Source organism: Vreelandella maris, from assembly GCF_013371085.1.
GTDB classification, from domain to species: Bacteria; Pseudomonadota; Gammaproteobacteria; order Pseudomonadales; family Halomonadaceae; genus Vreelandella; species Vreelandella maris.
Window position 1 is genome coordinate 82,168 of sequence record NZ_JABWCV010000009.1, and the last position, 21,871, is coordinate 104,038.

The 21,871-nt window shown below is 56.0% G+C and carries 20 protein-coding genes and 4 tRNA genes; 9 read left to right on the forward strand and 15 right to left on the reverse strand.

What is annotated here, in order from left to right; genetic code table 11:
* Nucleotides 1-134: 134 nt before the first annotated feature.
* From rplL to HUO07_RS09770, 12 genes are all read right to left on the reverse strand, one after another.
* Nucleotides 135-503, reverse strand: coding sequence for a 50S ribosomal protein L7/L12 (rplL, locus tag HUO07_RS09715; RefSeq protein ID WP_008959176.1), 369 nt, complete (start codon nt 501-503; stop codon nt 135-137).
* A gap of 132 nt (nt 504-635) precedes the next feature.
* Nucleotides 636-1,142, reverse strand: a complete 507-nt coding sequence (rplJ, locus tag HUO07_RS09720) for a 50S ribosomal protein L10 (protein WP_008959177.1) — start codon at nt 1,140-1,142, stop codon at nt 636-638.
* A 325-nt stretch (nt 1,143-1,467) separates the two neighbouring features.
* A complete protein-coding gene (gene rplA / locus HUO07_RS09725; RefSeq protein ID WP_176303392.1) occupies nt 1,468-2,160 on the reverse strand; it encodes a 50S ribosomal protein L1 in 693 nt (230 codons plus the stop codon).
* 2 nt (nt 2,161-2,162) lie between these two features.
* Nucleotides 2,163-2,594 carry a 50S ribosomal protein L11 gene (rplK, locus tag HUO07_RS09730; protein WP_007112017.1) on the reverse strand — a complete coding sequence of 144 codons (432 nt, stop codon included), beginning with the start codon at nt 2,592-2,594 and terminating at the stop codon, nt 2,163-2,165.
* Nucleotides 2,595-2,706: 112 nt separating this feature from the next.
* Nucleotides 2,707-3,240, reverse strand: coding sequence for a transcription termination/antitermination protein NusG (nusG, locus tag HUO07_RS09735; RefSeq protein WP_008959178.1), 534 nt, complete (start codon nt 3,238-3,240; stop codon nt 2,707-2,709).
* 8 nt (nt 3,241-3,248) lie between these two features.
* The gene (secE, locus tag HUO07_RS09740; protein ID WP_022520874.1) at nt 3,249-3,632 is read right to left on the reverse strand and encodes a preprotein translocase subunit SecE; all 384 of its coding nucleotides are present in this window, start codon (nt 3,630-3,632) and stop codon (nt 3,249-3,251) included.
* A 74-nt stretch (nt 3,633-3,706) separates the two neighbouring features.
* Nucleotides 3,707-3,782 (reverse strand) — tRNA-Trp (locus tag HUO07_RS09745).
* Nucleotides 3,783-4,016: 234 nt separating this feature from the next.
* Nucleotides 4,017-4,091: transfer RNA gene (locus HUO07_RS09750), tRNA-Thr, on the reverse strand.
* 13 nt (nt 4,092-4,104) lie between these two features.
* Nucleotides 4,105-4,178, reverse strand: a tRNA-Gly gene (locus HUO07_RS09755).
* Nucleotides 4,179-4,312: 134 nt separating this feature from the next.
* A tRNA-Tyr gene (locus HUO07_RS09760) sits at nt 4,313-4,396 on the reverse strand.
* A 151-nt stretch (nt 4,397-4,547) separates the two neighbouring features.
* Nucleotides 4,548-5,387, reverse strand: a complete 840-nt coding sequence (locus HUO07_RS09765) for a type III pantothenate kinase (protein ID WP_176303393.1) — start codon at nt 5,385-5,387, stop codon at nt 4,548-4,550.
* On the reverse strand, nt 5,384-6,379 hold the full coding sequence (locus HUO07_RS09770) for a biotin--[acetyl-CoA-carboxylase] ligase (RefSeq protein ID WP_176303394.1): 996 nt from the start codon (nt 6,377-6,379) through the stop codon (nt 5,384-5,386). Before HUO07_RS09770 ends, HUO07_RS09765 begins: the two co-directional genes overlap by 4 nt.
* A 235-nt stretch (nt 6,380-6,614) precedes the next feature.
* On the opposite strand from HUO07_RS09770, the gene typA reads away from it, so the two are divergent.
* The 6 genes from typA to HUO07_RS09800 all read left to right on the forward strand — a co-directional run bounded on the left by typA (nt 6,615) and on the right by HUO07_RS09800 (nt 14,146).
* The gene (gene typA, locus HUO07_RS09775; protein ID WP_176303395.1) at nt 6,615-8,465 is read left to right on the forward strand and encodes a translational GTPase TypA; all 1,851 of its coding nucleotides are present in this window, start codon (nt 6,615-6,617) and stop codon (nt 8,463-8,465) included.
* 272 nt (nt 8,466-8,737) lie between these two features.
* A complete protein-coding gene (locus HUO07_RS09780) occupies nt 8,738-10,183 on the forward strand; it encodes a sodium-dependent transporter (protein WP_176303396.1) in 1,446 nt (481 codons plus the stop codon).
* 50 nt (nt 10,184-10,233) lie between these two features.
* Complete coding sequence (locus HUO07_RS09785; protein WP_176303397.1) at nt 10,234-11,004, forward strand: ABC transporter ATP-binding protein; 771 nt, start codon at nt 10,234-10,236, stop codon at nt 11,002-11,004.
* Nucleotides 11,005-11,080: 76 nt separating this feature from the next.
* Complete coding sequence (locus HUO07_RS09790; protein ID WP_176303398.1) at nt 11,081-11,800, forward strand: ABC transporter ATP-binding protein; 720 nt, start codon at nt 11,081-11,083, stop codon at nt 11,798-11,800.
* Nucleotides 11,801-11,816: 16 nt separating this feature from the next.
* Entirely contained in the window at nt 11,817-12,821 is a 1,005-nt protein-coding gene (locus HUO07_RS09795) for an ABC transporter permease subunit (protein WP_176303399.1), read from the forward strand.
* Nucleotides 12,821-14,146, forward strand: a complete 1,326-nt coding sequence (locus HUO07_RS09800) for a branched-chain amino acid ABC transporter permease (protein WP_176303400.1) — start codon at nt 12,821-12,823, stop codon at nt 14,144-14,146. Before HUO07_RS09795 ends, HUO07_RS09800 begins: the two co-directional genes overlap by 1 nt.
* A gap of 82 nt (nt 14,147-14,228) precedes the next feature.
* On the opposite strand, the gene HUO07_RS09805 is transcribed toward HUO07_RS09800, so the two are convergent.
* Together HUO07_RS09805 and HUO07_RS09810 are read right to left on the reverse strand one after the other, a co-directional pair.
* Nucleotides 14,229-15,437 (reverse strand): ABC transporter substrate-binding protein, encoded by a 1,209-nt coding sequence (locus HUO07_RS09805; protein WP_176303401.1) that lies wholly within the window; start codon nt 15,435-15,437, stop codon nt 14,229-14,231.
* Nucleotides 15,438-15,556: 119 nt separating this feature from the next.
* The gene (locus HUO07_RS09810) at nt 15,557-15,802 is read right to left on the reverse strand and encodes a hypothetical protein (RefSeq protein WP_101147131.1); all 246 of its coding nucleotides are present in this window, start codon (nt 15,800-15,802) and stop codon (nt 15,557-15,559) included.
* Between the two features lie 65 nt (nt 15,803-15,867).
* Between HUO07_RS09810 and HUO07_RS09815 the strand changes: the two genes are divergently transcribed.
* Nucleotides 15,868-16,671 (forward strand): TlpA disulfide reductase family protein, encoded by an 804-nt coding sequence (locus tag HUO07_RS09815; RefSeq protein WP_176303402.1) that lies wholly within the window; start codon nt 15,868-15,870, stop codon nt 16,669-16,671.
* A 112-nt stretch (nt 16,672-16,783) separates the two neighbouring features.
* Nucleotides 16,784-19,729 carry an RNA polymerase-associated protein RapA gene (rapA, locus tag HUO07_RS09820; protein ID WP_176303403.1) on the forward strand — a complete coding sequence of 982 codons (2,946 nt, stop codon included), beginning with the start codon at nt 16,784-16,786 and terminating at the stop codon, nt 19,727-19,729.
* 18 nt (nt 19,730-19,747) lie between these two features.
* Here rapA and HUO07_RS09825 read toward each other — a convergent pair whose 3' ends face one another.
* On the reverse strand, nt 19,748-20,650 hold the full coding sequence (locus HUO07_RS09825; protein ID WP_176303404.1) for a TIGR01777 family oxidoreductase: 903 nt from the start codon (nt 20,648-20,650) through the stop codon (nt 19,748-19,750).
* A gap of 166 nt (nt 20,651-20,816) precedes the next feature.
* Here HUO07_RS09825 and HUO07_RS09830 point away from each other — a divergent pair, with 166 nt between their 5' ends.
* Entirely contained in the window at nt 20,817-21,866 is a 1,050-nt protein-coding gene (locus tag HUO07_RS09830; protein WP_176303405.1) for an NAD(P)/FAD-dependent oxidoreductase, read from the forward strand.
* Nucleotides 21,867-21,871: the final 5 nt, after the last annotated feature.

The following is a 21,871-nucleotide window of genomic DNA, read 5'->3' on the forward strand; positions in this document are numbered from 1 at the left end:
ATAACACTATTTCTACGTTCCTATTGCGACTGCGATTAATGAAACACCAGTTGCAACAGAAAAAGGCCGGCAGCGGGATATCCCGCCGCCAGCCGTGGAAGCTTACGCAGCGCGTAAAGCCGTCCGCACAATAATTACTTGAGCTCGACGGTTGCGCCCGCTTCTTCCAGCTTAGCTTTAGCTGCTTCAGCGTCGTCCTTAGACAGACCTTCTTTGATGGTCGCCGGAGCGCCGTCAACAGCACCTTTAGCTTCTTTCAAGCCAAGGCCAGTGATCTCACGTACTGCTTTGATCACGTTAACTTTCTTGTCGCCAGCAGCGGTCAGAACGACGTCAAATTCAGTCTGTTCTTCAGCTACTTCGCCGCCAGCAGCCGGGCCAGCCATTACGGCAGCCGCTGCAGAAACGCCGAATTTCTCTTCCATTGCTTCGATCAGCTCGACAACTTCCATTACGGACATGTCGGCTACAGCATTGATGATATCGTCTTTAGACAGTGCCATTGTTTCATTCCTAACTTTGCGGGAGTCTCGGTCAGCCGAGGACTCAGGATTCATTGCTCGGTTCAAGCAGCGCGCTGATGATGGCTTATACCGTCATACTGTACTGTTTACGCCGCCTGCAAGAAACGCTGCTTAAGCAGCTTCGGCTTCTTGCTTCTGGTCGCGCAGAGCGGCCAGAGTACGAACCAGCTTGCCAGCGGAGGCTTCTTTCATTACCGACATCAACTTGGCAATTGCTTCGTCGTAAGTCGGTAGGGTTGCCAGACGGTCGATGTCAGCAGCCGGAATCAGCTCACCTTCGTAGGCCAACGCTTTTACTTCGAAGTTCTTATCCGTTTTGGCGAACTCTTTGAACAAACGAGCGGCAGCGCCCGGATGATCAGTAGAGAAAGCCAACAACGTAGGACCAACGAAGCTATCGTTTAAGCACTCCCACTGAGTGCCCTCGAGAGCGCGGCGAGCCAGCGTATTACGAACAACACGCAGCTCTACACCATTCTCACGCGCTTGCTTGCGCAGATCGGTCATTTTACCAACCGTAACGCCGCGAGAATCAGCAACTACGACGGAGAGTGCGCCCTTGGCCGCTTCACTGACCTCGGCAACAATCGCTTTCTTGCCTTCAAGTGCTAGTGGCACAGTGATCACTCCTTCGTGCCGGAACCCAAGAAGGTTCCGGTGGTTACCATCTCTTCCTGCCCTGCTATGCAAAAAGCGCTGCAGCGCGGGAAGCCTTGGGGATGGTGCTCACCAGAAAGCTTTAAGCTTAACCAACTGGCGGCCACACCATCTGCGCAGGCGCTTCTAGGGCAATTAAGCCGCCCCTGTATATACAAAATGCTAAATGTACATACTAAGCGCGGCACCTGCGGTCTTTGACGATGCCCCGGCCAGTTTCAATAACCAAACGGGGGACCGCAAAGTTCTTGCTCGGTTCCTAAAAGAAAACCAACGATAACTCGCTTTACACGAAAGCAGAGTGATCGATTGTTAAACCCGGGCCCATGGTAGTGGACAGAGTCATTTTCTTGAAGTAAATGCCTTTAGACGCGCTCGGCTTGAGGCGCTTCAGGTCAGCAACCAGGGCTTCCAGGTTGCCGTTAATAGCTGCCACGTCAAAATCCACTTTACCCAGAGTAGTGTGGATAATGCCGTTTTTATCAGTACGGAAACGCACTTGGCCCGCTTTGGCATTCTTAACCGCTGTCGCTACATCAGGCGTTACGGTGCCGACTTTCGGGTTAGGCATCAGGCCACGCGGACCTAAGATCTGGCCCAACTGACCGACAACGCGCATAGCGTCAGGCGAAGCGATAACGACGTCAAAATCCATCACGCCTTTTTTCACTTGCTCAGCCAAGTCGTCCATACCCACGATGTCGGCACCGGCTTCTTTAGCAGCATCGGCATTGGCACCCTGGGTGAAGACCGCAACGCGCACATCTTTACCCGTACCGTTAGGCATGACGGTAGCACCACGCACAACCTGGTCAGATTTACGCGGGTCAACGCCAAGGTTGATAGCAACATCAACTGACTCTTTGAATTTAACCGTAGACAGCTCGGAGAGCAGCGCTACCGCTTCTTCAATAGAGTAGGATTTGGTGGCGTCTACTTTTTCGCGAATAACTTTCGCACGCTTAGATAGTTTAGCCATGATCAGAGACCCTCCACGTTTAGGCCCATGCTGCGAGCACTGCCAGCAATGGTGCGCACAGCGGCATCAAGATTCGCAGCCGTTAAATCTGGCTCTTTCGTTTTGGCGATCTCTTCGAGCTGTTCACGCGTCACGGTGCCGACTTTCTTCTTGTTCGGCTCACCAGAACCGGACTTGATACCAGCAGCTTTCTTCAGCAGCACGGCAGCAGGCGGTGTTTTGGTGACGAACGTGAAGCTACGGTCTGAGTAGACAGTGATCACGACTGGCGTCGGCAAGCCCGGCTCAATTTCTTGAGTCGCAGCGTTGAACGCCTTACAGAATTCCATGATGTTCACGCCGTGCTGACCCAGTGCTGGGCCTACCGGCGGGCTTGGATTGGCTTTACCTGCAGCAACCTGCAGTTTGATATAAGCCTGTACTTTCTTGGCCATCGTTTATGCTCCAATTGGGTAGTAACGCCCGAAGGCTCCCCGGTACCAGCGAAACAACCACTTAGCTATTCCGCACGAATCAAATACGCGTACTCTTTCTCAACCTGAGAGCTTACTCTTTCTCAACCTGAGAGAATTCTAACTCAACAGGTGTAGAGCGCCCAAAGATCAGCACGCTGACATGAAGGCGACTCTTTTCATAATTAACTTCTTCGACAACGCCGTTAAAATCAGCAAACGGCCCATCGACAACGCGCACTGACTGACCCGGCTCAAACATTGTTTTGGGCCGCGGCTTGTCGGTGCCATCTTTAACACGCAGCAAAATAGCATCTGCTTCGCGTGATGTAATCGGTGCTGGCTTCTCTTTTGTGCCGCCGATAAAGCCCATTACTCGCGGCGTCTCGTTGACGAGGTGCCATGTTTCGTCGGCCATCTCCATCTCAACCAGCACATAGCCAGGGTAAAATTTACGCTCACTCTTGCGACGCTTGCCGTCACGCATCTCGACAACTTCTTCTGTCGGCACCAAAATCTCGCCAAAGCGATCTTCCATACCGTACATTTTCACACGCTCAATAAGTGAGCGCATGACATGCTTTTCAAACCCAGAATAAGCGTGAACGACGTACCAACGTTTGGACATGAAAACTCCTAACCAATGACGCCGGACATCGCCCAGCCAAGAAGAGTGTCGATCAACCACAGCATTAGCCCCACCACCAGAACCGCCACTAACACGATGGCTGTGGTTTGAATGGTTTCGGGACGGGTCGGCCATACAACGCGCTGAATCTCTTTCTTGGCGCTTCTGGCAAGCTCTACTAAATCACGGCCTTTGGTAGTGGTCAGCGCGATCAAACCCGCAATCACACATAACACCACTACACCTAGCACGCGGTAGAGCAGGCCAATATCGGCGAAATAGGTATTACCAACGACAGCAACGACAAGCAGCGCTACGACCGCCGCCCATTTGAGCCCGTCATGGCGCGTCTGTTGCACCTCGGCGCCATGTTTTACAGAACCAGGCTTCATAAAAACGAGACTCCTCAAGGGTGCGGCGAACGATAAAAGAATTTTGGAAAAAGACATACCAACCTGGGGAAGGTTGGCAGGCCAGGAGGGAATCGAACCCCCAACCTGCGGTTTTGGAGACCGCTGCTCTGCCAATTGAGCTACTGGCCTGTATCGTCGTACTGGCTTTCTATACCAATTTTTTACTTCAACTATCTGTCTATCAATCTACATCAACCAACTACACCTATTGATAAGCGTCTTTTCAACCGCCTATACAACAGCGGGCGCCATGGTAGCGAAAAACGCCACTTCTGACAACCCCTTCTTTACGCTCAGACGCTATTTTATACCACCTGAACGCAGAGACAAAAAAAGCGAGCTTCGCTCGCTTTATCTGCAATATGGAGCTCATGGACGGAATTGAACCGTCGACCTCACCCTTACCAAGGGTGTGCTCTACCCCTGAGCTACATGAGCCAAACACATTAACTGGAGCGGGCGGCGGGAATCGAACCCGCACCATCAGCTTGGAAGGCTGAGGTTCTACCGTTGAACTACGCCCGCAGAACCTGTCTTGAATGACAATCCGCTACGCGCCGCCCTATAGCCTCTTACCTTTACCAAGCTATAAATCGTAGACAATGCCCGCTACCGGCTTTTCATTCAGCTGCACCGATTAAATCGCTGCGGCTTAATTCTGGTGGAGAGAGAAGGATTCGAACCTTCGAAGCTTTCGCGGCAGATTTACAGTCTGCTCCCTTTGGCCACTCGGGAATCTCTCCAACGTGGCGGCACATTATGCCAGCCTTCAAAAATGTGTCAAGCTTGGTAATCGTCTTAGCTATTAAAAGCTTAGCCCACCAACACTTTCAACATTCATGCTTTCTACATGGCAAGACGCTTACGCCTCGCCTTCGAACGCGCTGCATTCTGTCAAAGCAGCATTGAGAATGCAAGTCCCGCACGAATCTTTTCTAGCGACACAGGCTCCGGCACTCGCGGCGCGCCTGACATTTTGCCTGCACGCTCAGCAAAGGTCATGGGAAAACAGGCTTCCAAACCACCGTAAACCATGTCCGGCCACACTGCATGAGGCACTTGCACCCCCCGTGAAACAACCCGGGCATCACCACCCGTTAATAGCATCGGCAGCGCCACGCCTTGCTGATCACAGACTTCACTATAGATGCGATTAATCGCACTGACGGCCGCCATGTAGATACCATGATTAACGGCATCAACTGTGCGCCGCCCTGGCTCTAGCAATTCATCCGCTTCGCTTTCTGGGTCGATGGCCACATTGCGGGTACCTAGCTTCAAGCTCTCCTTCATCAGGCGAAGCCCTGGAATAATAAAGCCACCAAGATGCTGGCCACCTGGCAATACAAAGTCGATAGTAATGGCACTGCCACAATCTACCGCACAGCAACCGCCCGCTAATTGATAGCCCGCCAGCGCCCCCATCCAACGATCAACGCCTAAGCGTCCTGGCTCCTCATAGCCATTGATGACCCCCAGCGCTTCATGAGTTGAGTGCGCTACGTGCACATGACGCACCCGGCGACGCAGCAAAGCAACCGTCTCTTCCAGCACGGCCGCCCTGGCGACGCTTGAAATACGCACCGCCTCTACTACGTCAAGATCCGGGATGTCAGCCCCTGGTCGCCACTCTTCACGGGTCCATACCGCCCCGCGCGATCGTATCTCGCTGCTCTCGGCATCCTTGAGCCGCCATTTTGACAGCGTGTTGCCGATATCAAGGTCCAGAATCATAAACGCCTGCGTACGCTGATCTCACCGCCGGCTAGGCGTCGCGAGTGACCATTTTCGGTAACCCAAAGGTTACCACTCTTATCTACTTCCCCAGCGATGGCATCGCTGGTCTGCTGCCCTTGGATCACCCGAATAGGCAGTCCTGCATAAGCATGACGTTGATTCCACTCATCCTGCCAGGCGCTAAAGCCAACGCGCTCAAAGTCAGCCAGCATCGCCAATAGACCGGCTACAACATCGGAGGCCAACTGATTACGCGAGATATCCGGCAACCGCTCGAACAGCGCCGCAACCGGCTGATCGATGGCGGCTCGCTGAGCCGCAGGCAGCCACAAATTCATGCCCATGCCGATCACCACCTCGCAGGGACCTGCCGCATCCCCGGTGACTTCAATAAGAATGCCGGCCAGCTTGCCAAGCTCGTCGCTGGCAGCATCGCCCTGCTCGGAGAGCAAGATATCGTTGGGCCATTTTAACTTGGGCGCCACGCCATGCTGCTCTAGCACCTGAGCCACTACAACCCCGACGGCCAAACTCAGGCCTTCAAGCACCCCGATGCCAGATTCAAAGCGCCAGCCTAGCGAGAGCATTAAACTCTGCCCCCAAGGCGTCGACCAGACACGACCGCGCCGCCCACGCCCTGCCGTTTGCAGCTCAACCAGGCACACTTCACCATGCCCTGCGCCCTGCTCAAAGCGCTGACGCAAATACTCATTGCTGGAAGGTAACTGATCTTCAACAAACAGGCGTGCGAGGTAATGGCGTGCCTGAGCAGGCAAACGCTCGACGATTTTGGCGCCCTCCAAAGGCTCCAACCGCTGCGCTAATCGATAGCCACGTCCTTTAACGGCGACTAGCTCAACGCCCAGCGCCTCCAGTTTTTTTAACTGCTTCCACACCGCAGCACGAGAAATACCCAGCGTTTCACCCAGCTGCTCGCCAGAGTGAACCTCGCCATCGCTTAACAAACGCATCAGGTTGCCGATGGTCATGCTCCTGCCCCAATGGGAAAAGCGCTATTCTAGCGGATGGAGGTTCGCTGCGAAAACTTTCCTGAGGGCGACCAAGGTCGATAAGCGCTCCAGTAATATCAGCGAAGCCTTCGACATGCTAGAATAGCCGCTGGACGCAAGCCCTGAGCCAAGATGGTCGGCAAATTGCCAGCCCTTGCGACCCGCATTTTCCGACCCGTGGACAAACGGGTGTTCACAAGAGTTCTCTCTCAGCATGCAAAACCAGCAAAACTCCAGCGCGGTTAATAACCTGCGCAACGTCGCGATCATAGCCCACGTTGACCATGGTAAAACCACTCTGGTCGACAAACTCCTGAGCCAGTCCGGCACCCTTGACCGTAAAGCTGAAGGTCAAGAGCGCATCATGGACTCAAACGATCAGGAAAAAGAGCGTGGCATTACCATTTTGGCCAAGAACACGGCCATTCAATGGCAAGACAGCCACGGGAACGGCTACCACATCAACATTGTGGATACGCCTGGGCACGCCGATTTCGGTGGTGAAGTTGAGCGCGTCATGTCGATGGTTGATTCGGTCCTACTTCTTGTAGATGCCGTTGATGGCCCGATGCCGCAAACGCGCTTCGTGACGCAAAAAGCATTCGCCCAAGGCCTGAAGCCCATCGTGGTCGTCAACAAAATTGACCGCCCCGGTGCACGCCCTGACTGGGTGATCGACCAGATTTTTGATCTGTTCGACAACCTGGGCGCTTCCGACGAACAGCTCGATTTCCCGATCATTTACTGCTCTGCCTTGAACGGCATTGCCGGTATGGATCCTGAAGAATTGGCCGACAACATGGACCCCATGTTCCAAGCCATCGTCGATATCGTCGAGCCGCCCAAGGTGGAACTCGACGGCCCTTTCCAGATGCAGATTTCGGCACTGGATTACAACAGCTATGTGGGCGTCATCGGCCTGGGTCGCATCAAGCGTGGCGCGGTAAAACCGAACCAGCAGATCTCGGTGATTGGCGTTGACGGCAATGTGCGTAAAGGCAAAATCGGCCAGGTTATGACCCATATGGGTCTGGAGCGCGTTCAGACCAACGAAGCAACCGCTGGCGATATCGTCTGCATCACCGGCATCGATGATCTGGCGATTTCCGATACGCTGTGCGATCCGGCCAATGTTACAGCGCTCCCCCCGCTGTCCGTTGACGAACCCACCGTGTCGATGACCTTCCAGGTCAACGACTCACCGTTCGCCGGTAAAGATGGCAAGTTCGTGACCAGCCGTAATATCAAGGATCGTCTTGATCAGGAGCTGATTCACAACGTGGCGCTGCGCGTTGAACAGGGCGAAACCCCTGAGAAATTCAAGGTGTCTGGCCGTGGCGAACTGCACCTATCGGTGTTGATCGAAACCATGCGCCGTGAAGGCTTTGAGCTGGCCGTCGGCCGCCCAGAAGTCATCATCAAAGAGATTGACGGTGAGAAGCAGGAACCTTACGAAGAAGTCATCATCGACTGTGAAGAGCAGCACCAGGGCTCAATCATGGAAGAGCTGGGCTACCGTAAAGGTGAAATGACCAACATGCTGCCGGACGGTAAAGGACGGGTTCGCCTCGACTTCATCATTCCGGCCCGCGGCTTGATCGGTTTCCGTGGCCAGTTTCTGACCCTGACCTCCGGCACCGGCATTCTCACCAGCCGTTTCGATCACTACGGCCCGCTGAAGCCTGAAGCGTCCATCGAACGTCGTAATGGCGTGCTGGTCTCCATGGTCGACGGTAAAGCTCTCGCCTACGCCCTGTATGCACTGCAAGAGCGCGGCAAGCTGATTATTGATCACGCCACGGAAGTTTACGAAGGCATGCTGATCGGTATCAACAACCGTGCTAACGACATGGTAGTGAACCCCACCAAGGGTAAGAAGCTCGACAACATGCGCTCTACCGGCAACGATGAAAACATCGTGTTAACCCCGCCGGTTAAGTTCTCTCTTGAGCAGGCGATTGAGTTTCTCGATTCCGATGAACTCGTCGAAGTCACGCCGGCGCATATCCGCCTGCGTAAAAAGCTGCTGAAAGAGACCGAGCGTAAGCGTTACAGCAAGAAGTAACCCGCTCCAAGCAGTGAGTACCCAAAAAACCCGCGCAAGCGGGTTTTTTTATGTCGATTCGAAACCCACCGAACACTCGTTTAACACTGTCAGCAGCTTGCCAAGCAGCCCACTAAACGCAGCCTAAACGTTACGGTGCTGGAAAGGCGGCGCGTTCTATCGCACAGTAGCGCTAAATTCAGCACGCCCAATGCACGCTGTCATCACTATATTCATACAATTGTTTGGATACCTATCCCCATCCTGACACCCAAACACGGACACTCTTACCCATGAGCGGTCAAAACGTCTGGACGCATAAAGGTACTTTTCTACTCGCGGCGGTTGGCTCCGCCGTTGGCCTGGGCAATCTGTGGCGATTCCCTTACCTCACCGGTGAAAATGGCGGTGGTGCCTTTATTTTGGTCTACGCGCTGACCATTTTCGCGGTGGGTATCCCCATTCTAATTGCGGAGATCATGCTCGGGCGCACCAGCCGCCGAAGCCCGATTATGGGGATGCGCCACCTGACCAAAACCCACGGCACATCACGCGCCTGGGAGACCATCGGCTGGCTGGGCGCCGCCTCGGCGTTCTTGATCTTAAGCTTTTACTCGGTCATCGCCGGCTGGGCGATTCACTATACTTGGCTGATGCTGACCGGTTCACTGGTCGGTGCCGACGCACAAACCATCAGCGATGGCTTCGACGCCCTGTTGGCAGCCCCAGGCCTGATGACGCTCTATCACACCTTGTTTATCGCCTTTTCTGCGCTGATTGTTGGCATGGGAATCCATAAAGGCATCGAGTCGGGCCTGCGCATTATGATGCCCGCGCTGTTCGTGATTCTGCTGGTGGTGCTGGCCTACGGTGTGGTTAATGGCGATGTGGGCGCCGCCGCCCGTTTTCTGTTTACTTTCAATATCGCCGACCTGAGCCTTGAAGGCTGGCTGCAGGCCATGGGTCAGTCGTTCTTTACCCTGAGCTTAGGCATGGGAGCGATCATGGCCTACGGCGCTTACATGCCCAGTGACGTATCGCTGACCCGCACCGCCTTTGCCGTTGCCATTGTTGATACCGCTGTGGCGATGGTCGCTGGCCTGGCCATTTTTGCTCTGGTGTTTGGTGCCGGGTTGGAAACAGGCCAAGGCCCTGGGCTGATGTTTGTCACCCTGCCACTGGCCTTCGCGGAGATGCCATTTGGCGCGCTGGTCGGCGGCGTGTTCTTTATCCTGGTACTGGGCGCCGCCATCAGCTCCTCCATTTCGCTGATCGAGCCCGTCGCGGCATTTTTGGTAGAGCGCTTTGATATGACTCGCCCCCAGGCCGTTACGATTATGGTGATTGCCGCCTGGGCAATGGGCCTATTAACGGTTGTCAGCTTTAACGTGTGGGCCGAAGGGACGATATTCCATAGCCTGTTTGGGCGTAGCGCCTTTGAATTTATCGAGCTACTCACCAATATCTTCATGCCGGTGGGCGGCCTGCTGATTGCCCTGTTTGCAGGCTGGGCGCTGACCCAAAGCGAAGTCATGAAAGAGCTGGGCTCTACGGTCACGTGGTTTAAAGTCTGGCGGTTGCTAGTGCGCTTTGTGGCCCCCGCCGCTGTCGCCTTTGTGTTTTTACGCACCATTCCTCAAGTAGAGGGATATCTGATACCCACCCTAGGCGCGCTGCTAATTGTCGGCGCGTTTGCCGCCAGCCAGCGGTGGCTTAAAAAGCCACGACAAACAACTTGATAACAATGCGCAGGCGGCTTATATAGCCGCCTGCATCGCGTGGAGACACCATGAACCCTCTTATTGATGTACAGCGAGTCAACAAAGCGTTCGGCGGCTTACAGGTGATTAACGACTGCTCCATTCAGGTGGAAAAGGGCTCAATTACCGGCATGATCGGCCCCAATGGCGCAGGCAAATCAACCCTGTTCAATCTTATTGCCGGCTCCCTGGCGCCCGACAGCGGTCACGTTCTACTGGATGGAGAAGACATTACGACGCTCAGCGCCGACCAACGGTTTCATAGGGGCTTACTGCGCACCTTCCAGATCGCCCACGAGTTCAGCCAGATGAGCGCGCTGGAAAACCTGATGATGGTACCGCCCAAGCAAGCCGGTGAAGACCTTTTCAGCGCTTGGCTAAAGCCTAGCAAGGTACGTCGGGAAGAAGCCGAGGTACGTCGCCGAGCGCTAGAGGTAATTGATTTCGTCGGGCTACACCATGTGCGTAATGAATTGGCGGGCAATTTATCCGGCGGGCAGAAAAAGCTTTTAGAGCTTGGCCGCACCATGATGACAGATGCCAAGGTAGTGCTGCTTGACGAAATCGCCGCCGGGGTGAACCGCACCCTGCTGGGCGATTTGAGCGGCAATATCGAGCGACTCAACCGTGAGATGGGCTACACCTTTCTCGTCATCGAGCACGATATGGAGATGATAGCCCGGCTCTGCGACCCGGTGATCGTGCTCGCCCAGGGTAGCGTGATGGTAGAAGGCCACATCAACGAGATTCAAAATAACCCTGAGGTAATCGAAGCCTACTTTGGCACCGATGCCGCTTAAGAGTGACCGTTCGCTACTCACCAATGACTACAATGATGTCGCTTTACGTAAGCGACCTTGCTGAGAAACTTTGCTTATGTCATCAACAACCAGGCCATTAATCGACGCGCGCGATGTGCACGGCGGCTATGGCGGCATGAACATTCTTAACGGGGTTAACATGACGCTGGAGGCCGATGAGGTCGGTGTCATCGTTGGCCCCAACGGGGCTGGCAAATCCACCATGCTAAAAGCGATCTTTGGTCTACTGTATGTCAGTCAGGGCGAGATACTGCTTAATGGCCAGCCGATCCAGAACTTACCCCCCAACCAGTTGGTACAACGTGGCATGGGTTTTGTCCCCCAGGAGAAGAACGTTTTCCCGAGCCTTTCGGTGCAGGAAAACCTGGAGATGGGCGCCTTTTTAAAGCCGCAGAACGTTAAGCGCATGCTGGCTCAGGTGTATGAGTTCTTCCCGCCACTATATGAAAAACGCCGCCAGCCTGCCGGTGAGCTCTCCGGCGGGCAGCGCCAGATGGTTGCCATGGGGCGCGCTTTGATGGCCGAGCCGAGCCTGCTGCTACTTGATGAGCCCACCGCGGGACTGTCGCCACTCTACATGCATGAAATCTTTGACCGCGTCAAACAGATCAACGCCGCAGGCGTGGGCATTTTGATGGTGGAACAGAACGCCAAGCAGGCGCTAGCGATCGCCGATAAGGGTTTTGTACTGGCCGCTGGCCAAAACCGCTTTACCGATACTGGGGCTGCGTTACTCGCCGACCCGGACGTCGCCAAAAGCTTTTTGGGCGGTTAGCCCCAGGGAGAAACATGTGAACGAACTGGCTTTTTTCATTAATAATGTGGTGATTTCGGGCAGCGTGAGCGGCTCCATTTACGCTATTGGTGCCATTGGCGTCACGCTGATTTTCAGCATCATGCGCTTTGCCCATTTTGCCCACGCCGACATGATGACTTTCGGTGCCTTTATGGTGCTACTGCTCACCACGCTGTTCCCGGCGGCAGGCGCCAGCCTTGGCGTGCCGACGGGGGTCTTGATGCTGCCGCTGGCGATGCTGCTCACCGCCGTCTTGGCTGTAGGGATCGACAAAACCTTTTATAAGCCGCTGCGTGCTCATGGGGTAAAGCCCATCGTGCTGGTGATTGGCTCGCTAGGTGTGACGTTGATTTTGCAGGGGCTGATCCGCCTGTTTTCCGGCACCGGTGGGCAGAGTCTTTATGTGGATGACCGCAAAGAAATCTTTCGCCTTGCGCTGCCCTTCGAGGGCGCCCGCGCGCCGATTGTCATCACCGAACCGCAGATTTATCTGTTTGTGATTACCATCATTGCTGTCGTCGCACTCCATCTTTTCCTTAACCGTTCGCGGCTGGGTAAGGCGATGCGCGCCATGTCGGATAATCCTGAACTGGCCCAGGCATCGGGCATTAACACCAATACCATTGTGGCAGTGACTTGGATGATTGCAGGAGCGCTAGCCGCCATCGCTGGCACGCTGCTTTCCCTGGACGTCACCTTCAAGCCCGACTTGAGCTTCTTCCTGCTGCTGCCTATTTTTGCCGCTGCCATTGTCGGCGGTGTTGGCCACCCTTATGGCGCCATTGCTGGCGGCTTTGTGGTCGGTTTTGCCGAAACACTGGCGGTGTTTAACTGGAATGTTCTACTTCGCCCCTTCCAGGAAAGCTTCCCCGCGTGGCTGGAACTGCCGTCAAATCTCGCCTTCGTGGGCACGGAGTACAAGATTGTAGTGCCGTTTTTCATTCTGATAGCCATTCTGGTGTGGCGCCCCACCGGACTGTTCAAGGGCAAGGTGATCTAATGAGCCATTCAGCTAAAACACGCAACCCTGCCTACACGCCCCAAGACGCAACGCCAACTCGCCGGTTTCCGCTGCGTGAATTGTTCCTGTTTGGCGTGTTGCTGGCGGCCATTCTGGCGGTTTATGCCCTCATGGGCGCAGCATACAGCACGCGAATGCTCGTTGAAGCCGCTTGTTATGCCATCCTCGCGTTGGGATTAACCATTCAGTGGGGCTATGCCGGGCAGTTCAATGCCGGTGTGATGGGGTTTGTCGCCCTAGGCGGCTTCTGTGCGATGCTCTTCAGCGTTCCGGTTAACGAGGCCTTCTGGGGCACCGCGCTACCCGGCGAACTAGGCCGTGTGCTGTTGTATGGTGTGGCCGCCATTCTGCTGATCGTCGCTGTTAGCAAACTGGATCGCCTGGGCATGCCCAAGCCCCTACGTACGCTTATCGTAGTCGTGTTAGGCCTTGTGCTTTATCTCGCGGTGATTAGCCAGCTACGTGAAGTTACTGATGCGATTGAGAGCCAGGCAGGCTTTGTCGGCGGGCTAGGATTACCGCCCTGGACCGGCTGGATTGTGGGTGGCGCGCTGGCCGGTGGCGTCGGTTACTTTATTGGTCATATCTGCCTGGGCTTACGCAGCGATTATCTGGCCATTGCCACCCTCGGCATTGCCGAGATCATCAAGGCGTTTTTAAAGAATTCCGACTGGCTGACCCGCGGCACCGCCACGGTGTCGCCGTTACCCTGGCCTACCCCAGGGCCTGCTGAACTGGGGTTTACGCTCTCCCGCGCCATCTACCTTTCGTTTACAGCGGTGATCATTGCAGTGATCTTCTTTCTGCTTAATCGCGCTTACAACGCCCCATGGGGCCGTATGATTCGAGCGATTCGCGATAACGAAGTGTCCGCTGCCGCCATGGGCAAAGATATCAACAAGCGTCGCCTGGAGATTTTCGTGCTGGGCTGCATTCTGATGGGCTTGGGCGGTGGCATACTGGGCACTTTTAACAGCCTCTTTGACCCTCAGGGCTATTTGCCGCTCAACCATACCTTCTTGGTGCTGGTGATGGTGATTCTTGGCGGGCCGGGCAACAACCTGGGCACTATTTTCGGCGCGGTGGCGGTGTATATCATCTGGATTATGTCTGAGCCGCTGGCGCTATTTTTGATGCAGCTAGCAGTGGCGTTTGGGGAGGGTACGTTTGGTTGGGATGCCCCAAGCAATATGGATAGCCGCGCCTTGCAGGCACGGGTACTGGTGATTGGCTTGCTGATTACCATGGTGCTGCGCTTTGCTCCTAAAGGGCTGCTGCCTGAGAAAGTCAAAAGCCATAGCTAATCCACACAAGCTACCCAAATAAAAATGCCCGATGGATGATCCGCCGGGCATTTTTTTACAGTTCTAGATAAACGTTGAAGGTTTAAAGATCAACCTGACCTTTACTGGTAAAGGTGCCATCTTCAACGGCCATTTCTACCACCACGCCCGGTACATCTCCGTTGTCGTCAAACTCATGCGAGCCAGACGCGCCTTCGTAGTTGATGTCGGTACCCGCGGCAATCAACTCAACCGCTTTCTCCCATTCGCCGGGCAGAATAACCTCACCGGGGGCAGTGGCGACGCTGCGCAGCGCTTCGGAAAGCCCTTCACGGTCAGCGCTGCCGTTTTGCTCAATCGCCAGCGCGATCAGGAAAGCAGCATCGTAAGCCTGGGCGGCAAACACGGCAGTGGGATCCAGCTCAGCAGCTTCGGCGGCTTCGATAAAGAGTTCGGTGCCAGGCAGATCAGGACTGCCGGGGCGCGTGGCAATCATACCGTCCAGCACGTCCGCACCGATGGCTTCAATCAGGCTATCGCCGACCATGCCGTCAGCGCCTACGTACTGGGTAAACATGCCGCTTTCATAGGCTTGACGCAGTACCGTTTGACCCGACGTATCGGCATAAGCCAACACTACCAGTGTTTCAACGCCACTCACTGAAAGCGAACCTAACTCAGAACGATAATCCGCGCGGTTATCTTCATGGGCAAGATTCTCAGTGATCTGACCACCGCCCGACTCAAATGCAGCGCTAAAGGCGTCCGAAAGCCCCTGACCGTAGTCGTTGTTCACGTAGGTAACGGCGACTTCATCAATGCCTTTTTCAAGCAGCAGCTTCGCGAGCATCTCCCCCTGGAAAGCGTCTGACGGTACGGTGCGGAACACCAGATCATTATCGTCCAGTTCTGATACGGCAGGCGCCGTAGAGGCAGGCGAGACCATCAATACGCCACCAGGAATGGCCGCATTGTTGGCTGCAGCAATGGTTGCACCCGTACATAGGGCACCTACAATCGCCGTCACATTTTCAGAGTTCACCATCCGGTCAGCGGCGTTTGAGGCGGCCGATGCATCCGAACAGGTGGTATCGCCGGACGGCATCTCCAACGTTTGGCCATCTAGAATACCGCCCTGCTCATTGACCTGTTCAACGGCTAGCTGCGCCCCTGCAAAAATCGATGGTGTCAAACTTTCGATTCCCCCGGTAAAGCCGCCCAAGAAGCCAACTTTGACCTCTGCCTGTGCGAATCCCGTCATTGCCAGGGTAGAGGCCGCCACAGCAGTGGCTAATGCGCGCTTATTGACCATATTATTTGTCGCTCCCAGTGTCGTAAGAGATGATGCATTTTTTTAGTATGCCTCAGCGATCAATCACTAAGGCTGCTATTAATCTGGAACTGGAACGCCAAAAACACAAGCAACGCTTTCTAACGCTCGTCGTCTTCCTCTAGAAAGCGCCTGCGTTCAGCAAGCTGCTTCTGAAGGCGCTTGTGGCGATAAAGCCGCACCAGCGCAATCGTTAACGCGGTAACTAGCATCGCAGCCAACACCCAACCCTGCCAGGGGCGAGCGGCGTTACCCATCACCGTTTCCAACGTAATTATCAGCATTAAGCCAATCGCCTGGGAGCCGATCGCTAGCGCGCGCAGCCTATCAAAAGCGGGTGGGGGCATAACATCTCCGTAATTTGTAGCTCGCATGGTATGGTCTGCCAGTGTACCTGCTTCACGAGAAAATCATGAATGCCATCGCTCTCGGCCCACTGCTGATTTCATTACCGCGTCTTTATGCCATCGGCTGCGCGCTGCTGTTGCTACTCTGTGCACGGTTACTGCTAGGCCTTCCCCGGCGTGACCAGCAGCGCTGGTTTACCGGGCTTATCATTGTTTGGTTAGTCGGCGCCCGATTGGGCCACCTTATGCTTAACCTGGATAGCTATAGCGCCGCCCCGCTTGAAGCGCTCAAAGTGTGGCAGCCCGGCTACCACGGCCTATGGGGCATGGCCGCAGGCTTGGTATGGACGGCCTGGACGCTACGTGCACGCCTGCTAGCTACGGGAGGGGCGATGGCCATGCTGATTGCCGCCTCCAGCTTATGGCTGGTACTAGTCACCTTGGCGCCCTTTGGCAACGACTTTGCCGTTACCTCCCTACCGGAAGTCACCCTGGAGGATATAGAGGGCAATCAGGTGGATCTACCGTCGCTCACCGACAGCGGTGACCTGATTATCGTCAACTTATGGGCTACCTGGTGCCCGCCCTGCCTGCGTGAAATGCCGCTGCTCGAGGAGGCCGCTCAGCGCGATGGCGTCAGCGTGGTGGTGGCAAACCAAGGCGAAGACCTGCTCCCCATGGTGCGCTATTTAGATGAGCAGCAGCTTGAATTTCGCTATGCGCTACGCGACCCCAGCCAACAGTTAATGGCCCTTTTCGAAGCACCGGGGCTGCCCACTACCGTGCTATTTGATGACCAGGGAAATACCTTAGATGTGCATGTAGGCGAACTTACCCGCACCCATCTGGACCACTGGTTAAAAGATTGATGCCGATACACCTTAATCCCCCCGCTGCTTTGCGTTAGAATCCCCCGCCCTGTTGCCGCCGGTGCTCCCCCCGGCGGCAGTCGACCCGTTTTGCAGACTCCTCCGAGGCATCATGAGCGATTTTTCTCCCGGCCAACGCTGGATTAGCGACGGTGAAGCTGAGCTTGGGCTCGGCACCGTGCTTAACTGCGACGCCCGTAGCGTTACCATTTTGTTCAGTGCCAGTCAGGAAACCCGTACCTACAATACCCGCCAGGCCCCGCTGACCCGCGTTATGTTCGGCAGCGGTGACCGCGTGCTCTCCGCCGACGGCTGGCAGATGGTGGTTGATGACAGCAAAGAGTCCGGTGGCCTGATTACCTATATCGGTGAAGACAGCGATGGCAACCTGCGCGAGCTGCCCGAGGCCAAACTCGCCGATACCATGCAGTTCGACCAGGCGCGTGACCGCCTGCTGACTGGCCAGGTCGATCGCAACGACTGGTTTGATTTGCGTTTTCGTACCCTGCACCACTATCAGCGTATTGAGCAGCACAACGCGCTGGGCTTTTCCGGGCCGCGCATCGACCTGATTCCTCATCAGCTCTATATCGCCAATGAAGTCGCCAACCGCCATGCGCCCCGCGTACTGCTGGCGGATGAAGTGGGCCTGGGTAAAACCATCGAAGCGGGCTTGATTCTGCACCGCCTGTTACTCAATGGCCGCGTTGAGCGTGCGCTGATTCTGGTTCCCGATAGCCTCACGCATCAGTGGCTGGTCGAGCTACTGCGCCGCTTCTCGCTTAACGTCACGCTGTTAGATGAAACCCAAAGCCAAGCCCACGGCAGCTACAATCCTTTTGAGAGCGCGCAGCTGGTGCTAGCCAGCCAGGGCTGGCTGTTTGCCAACCCGCAACGCCAGGAGCAGGCGCTAGCCAGTCAGTTCGACCTGCTGATCGTCGACGAAGCGCACCACCTCGACTGGAGTGAAGAGGGCAGCGGCCCCGGCTACCGGTGCGTCGAACAGCTCTCGGCGGTGATTCCAGGCCTGCTGCTGCTCACCGCCACACCCGAGCAGATGGGCATCAAGAGCCACTTTGCTCGTCTGCGATTGCTGGATAGCGAGCGCTACCACGACCTGGAGCGCTTCAAAGCCGAAGAGAGCCACTACACCGAGGTCGCACGCGCCATCGATGCCTTGGAGGCTTTGCCCGGCAACCCTGATGCGAGTGCTCACGTCTCTGCGGTAGCCGATGACCGCGACAGCCAGGCGCTGCTGGCCACGCTATGTAACGAGGAGGCAAGCGAAGCGCAGCAGGACGCCGCACGTGCCCAGCTCAGTGAAGCGCTGCTGGATCGCCACGGCACGGGCCGCGTGATGTTCCGCAACAGCCGCCGCCACGTAGGCGGCTTCCCGGAACGGCGCTTAAACCTCGCGCCGTTAGCATTGCCTTCGGCCTACCGTCGCGTCGTGCGCCGTCTCGAGCGCGACGAGGATTATCTTGATGAGCTGCTGATCGAGACCGGCATGGATCATCCAGACGTGCTGATCTACCCCGATGCGGCCTACCGAGAGCTTAGCAATGATCCACTCAATGGCGAAGACTGGTGGCACATTGACCCCCGGGTTAACTGGCTGCTGGAAAAGCTCAGCGACGACAGCGAGAGCGGCTTCGCCAACGAAAAAGTCCTGATCATTGCCCACCACCGGGAAACCGCCGAAGGCCTTGCTGAAGGGTTGCGGGTGCTGGGCGGCTACCATGCGCCGGTGTTCCACGAAGACCTCTCCTTGATAGAGCGTGACCGCGCGGCAGCGGCGTTTGCCGATGAAGAGGGAGGCGTTCAGGTACTGGTGTGCTCGGAAATTGGCTCTGAGGGGCGCAACTTCCAGTTCTGCCGTCACCTGGTCATGTTCGATATGCCCCAGCACCCGGATCAGCTCGAACAGCGTATTGGCCGCTTGGATCGCATCGGCCAACGCCACGCTATTGAGCTGCATATTCCTACCTTTGAGGGCAGCCCCGGCGAGCGTCTGCTGCGCTGGTATAACGAAGGTATGGATGCGTTCAGCGCCCCGCATGGAGTCGGCAACGAGCTGTTTGATGCCTTTGGTGACGCCCTGGCTGACGCCCTGCTGGATGATGAAGCGCTTGAAGAGATTATCGCCGAAACCCGCACGATGTTTAACGCCAAATTGGCGGAACACGATGTGGGCCGCAACCGGCTACTGGAACTCAACGCCTGCCGCCCTGCCCGCGCTCAGCAGGTCATCGACGCCGTGCGTGAACTTGACGAAGACGCCGCCCTGCCGCGCTACCTTGAACGGGCACTGGATATTTTTGGCGTGGAGAGTCAGGAAATCGGCAAGGGCTTGATGCACCTGCAGCCCAGCCAACATATGCTGGATGGCCTGCCGGGTCTGGTTAAAGGCGAAGAGGGCTTTACCGCCACGTACAGCCGCGCCCAAGCACTGGTCCGCGACGATGTGCAGCGGCTCTCTTGGGAACACCCGCTGCTGCGGGAAATGATGGGCCGCGTGTTGGATGGCACCATGGGCAACTCGGCGCTGGCGCTACTGCGCCACGACGCCATTCCCAGTGGTCGATTGATGGCCGAACTGGTGTTCCGCACCCACTGCCCGGCGCCCAAGAAGCTGCATCTTAACCGCTTCTTGCCACCCACCGCGGTGCGCCTGCTGCTGGATGAATCTGGCGCCAACCTGACCAGCAAGATCTCCTTCACCGGTTTGGGCAAGAACCTGCAGAAGGTGAATAAATCCCTGGCGCGTGATCTGATCAAGAGCCGCCATGACCAACTGCGTGAACTGCTCACTCAAGGCGAGGGCGAAGCCGAGCGCCAGCTGCCCAGCATTGTCGAAAATGCTGAAGCGCGCATGCGTGCGCAACTGGATGCCGAAATTGCCCGCTTAACTGCGCTGGCCGAGCACAATCCGGCGGTACGCAGCGCTGAAATTGACGCGCTGAAAGATGAGCGTAAGGCGCTCAGCGAAGCGATTGAAAATACCCGCCTACGTCTGGATTCCGTACGGGTAATTATCACCGTTGACGCCGATCGTTAATCGCCAAGCGAATGTTTCCTAAAGGATCGCCTCAAGCGCCTTGTCCAATGTGGGGTATTGGAAAGTAAACCCTGCCGCTTCAAGGCGCACGGGGCGCATATCCGCCCCGGTCAGCAATAGCCGAGACATTTCCCCCAGCCCCGCCTTCAAGACAAACGCGGGTACGGGGAAAATGGCCGGTCGATTGAGATGTTTGGCCAGGGTTTTGGTAAAGGTGGCGTTGGTGACCGGGTGCGGCGCGCTGCCGTTAAAGGGGCCGCTCAAGGTATCGTGATTGATGAGAAACAAAATCGCCGCGACTAAATCATCACGGTGAATCCACGGCATAAATTGCTCACCGCTGCCAAAGCGGCCACCTAACCCTAGCTTAAACGGCGGCAGCATTTTCTGCAGGCTGCCGCCGCCTGCATCTAGCACCAATCCCGTACGCAAAATCGCTAAACGCACCCCCATCGCCTCAATCGGCTGGGCGGCTGCCTCCCACTGTTTGCACAGACGATGGGCAAACTCATCATTAGGGATTGTCTCTTCGGTCACTACGCGCTTGCCCTGATCGCCGTAATAGCCCATTGCTGAACCCGATACCATTACCTTCGGCAATGGCTGACCATTAGCCTTTAACTGTTCACACAACGCGACCAATTGCTCAGTTGACGCTACACGAGAATTTATCAGCTTGGCTTTCTGCTCATCGCTCCAGCGCTTACCAGCAATAGACTCTCCAGCCAGATTAATTAGCGCGTCCGGTGGCGACTCAATAAACGCCTGGGCGCTGTCACGAATATCGCAGCCACTAGGCAAGCGATCGCGTACTTGATGAGGGTGACGGGAAACCACCTGCACCTCGTGGCCCTGCTCTATCAGTTTTTGGCATAGCCGCTGGCCGACAAACCCACTGCCTCCGGTCACTAATACGCGCATGGAATTACTCCTGTTGGTGCCACCGTTCGTTGTCAGCTTGGCGAAATGAATCAATCGAAGAACAAATTGTACGATATCTATACACAACTGCTACAGTAAGCTTTCAGCGCTATTCATACGACACCTAAACAACTCATAAGACACCTAAACAACGCTGCGAGGAACCATGGCGATACTGCCTTTGAATGCTCATCAATCGGTCGCCATCATTGGTGCAGGCATTGCAGGGCTCGCCTGTGGGCAGGTGCTCGCCAATAGCGGCGCTAGCGTTACGCTGTTTGATAAAGCCCGTGGCCCTGGCGGGCGCATGTCGAGTAAGCGCAGACCCAGCGCGACGCTGGATCTAGGCGCCCAGGCTTTCAGCGTACACAACGCAGACTTTCAGCGCGCGGTCGATACATGGCTATCCATTGGCTGCATCGCTTCTTGGCCCACCGCTACCTATCAGGCTAGTCCAAATGGCTGGCAGGCGCATAACGATGGGCAAAGGCGCTACACCGGTGCTCCTAGAATGAGTGCCTTGACGCGTCATTTGGCCGACTCACTAACGGTGCTACCTCAGGCTGCACTGCATACAGGCACTTCCATCACGTCACTCAAACGCACGCAAAAAGGGTGGCAGTTGGTAGCGGCGGACGGCATGACCCATGGGCCTTATGATCAGGTAGTGGTCAGCGCACCACCGCCCCAGGCCCATGCACTGTTGGCAGCGTGGGACGACGATTTGGCCACCGCGTGCCAAACGCGAAAGCAACGCGCCTGCTGGGCGGGATGGGCGATTTTTGACAGACCGCTTCCCGCCATACCCGGTGTTGACCCAGACTGGCAGATGGCGCGAGTTGCCCACCCTGCCCTGCATATTGTGTCACGTAACCAAACAAAACCAGGACGCGCTGCTCAACCTGAAAGCCTTAGCCTGCTGGCTCAACTCGACTGGAGCGAAGCACATTTGGAGCAGCCTGCCAGTGAGGTGACTCGCCAGCTTCTTGCCGCTCTAAAAAGTCTTTTCCCCACCTCAGCAACGCTACCCGACCTGATTGAAACAGGCGCGCACCGGTGGCGCTATGCACAACCGGCGGCCGCTTGTGAACACACATACTTATACAGCGAAAACGGTTTGGCCCTGTGCGGCGATCACTTTTGCGACGGGCGCGTAGAAGATGCCTGGCTATCAGGCCACCGCTTAGGGAAAGCGCTAATAGGCCGGTCGGTCTAATTATA

Coding starts and splice junctions, on each gene's coding strand:
- rplL (WP_008959176.1), bottom strand. CDS start 503: ATGGCACTGTCTAAAGACGATATCATCAATGCTGTAGCCGACATGTCC.
- rplA (WP_176303392.1), bottom strand. CDS start 2,160: ATGGCTAAACTATCTAAGCGTGCGAAAGTTATTCGCGAAAAAGTAGAC.
- rplK (WP_007112017.1), bottom strand. CDS start 2,594: ATGGCCAAGAAAGTACAGGCTTATATCAAACTGCAGGTTGCTGCAGGT.
- nusG (WP_008959178.1), bottom strand. CDS start 3,240: ATGTCCAAACGTTGGTACGTCGTTCACGCTTATTCTGGGTTTGAAAAG.
- secE (WP_022520874.1), bottom strand. CDS start 3,632: ATGAAGCCTGGTTCTGTAAAACATGGCGCCGAGGTGCAACAGACGCGC.
- HUO07_RS09765 (WP_176303393.1), bottom strand. CDS start 5,387: ATGATTCTGGACCTTGATATCGGCAACACGCTGTCAAAATGGCGGCTC.
- HUO07_RS09770 (WP_176303394.1), bottom strand. CDS start 6,379: ATGACCATCGGCAACCTGATGCGTTTGTTAAGCGATGGCGAGGTTCAC.
- typA (WP_176303395.1), top strand. CDS start 6,615: ATGCAAAACCAGCAAAACTCCAGCGCGGTTAATAACCTGCGCAACGTC.
- HUO07_RS09780 (WP_176303396.1), top strand. CDS start 8,738: ATGAGCGGTCAAAACGTCTGGACGCATAAAGGTACTTTTCTACTCGCG.
- HUO07_RS09785 (WP_176303397.1), top strand. CDS start 10,234: ATGAACCCTCTTATTGATGTACAGCGAGTCAACAAAGCGTTCGGCGGC.
- HUO07_RS09790 (WP_176303398.1), top strand. CDS start 11,081: ATGTCATCAACAACCAGGCCATTAATCGACGCGCGCGATGTGCACGGC.
- HUO07_RS09800 (WP_176303400.1), top strand. CDS start 12,821: ATGAGCCATTCAGCTAAAACACGCAACCCTGCCTACACGCCCCAAGAC.
- HUO07_RS09805 (WP_176303401.1), bottom strand. CDS start 15,437: ATGGTCAATAAGCGCGCATTAGCCACTGCTGTGGCGGCCTCTACCCTG.
- HUO07_RS09810 (WP_101147131.1), bottom strand. CDS start 15,802: ATGCCCCCACCCGCTTTTGATAGGCTGCGCGCGCTAGCGATCGGCTCC.
- HUO07_RS09815 (WP_176303402.1), top strand. CDS start 15,868: ATGAATGCCATCGCTCTCGGCCCACTGCTGATTTCATTACCGCGTCTT.
- rapA (WP_176303403.1), top strand. CDS start 16,784: ATGAGCGATTTTTCTCCCGGCCAACGCTGGATTAGCGACGGTGAAGCT.
- HUO07_RS09825 (WP_176303404.1), bottom strand. CDS start 20,650: ATGCGCGTATTAGTGACCGGAGGCAGTGGGTTTGTCGGCCAGCGGCTA.
- HUO07_RS09830 (WP_176303405.1), top strand. CDS start 20,817: ATGGCGATACTGCCTTTGAATGCTCATCAATCGGTCGCCATCATTGGT.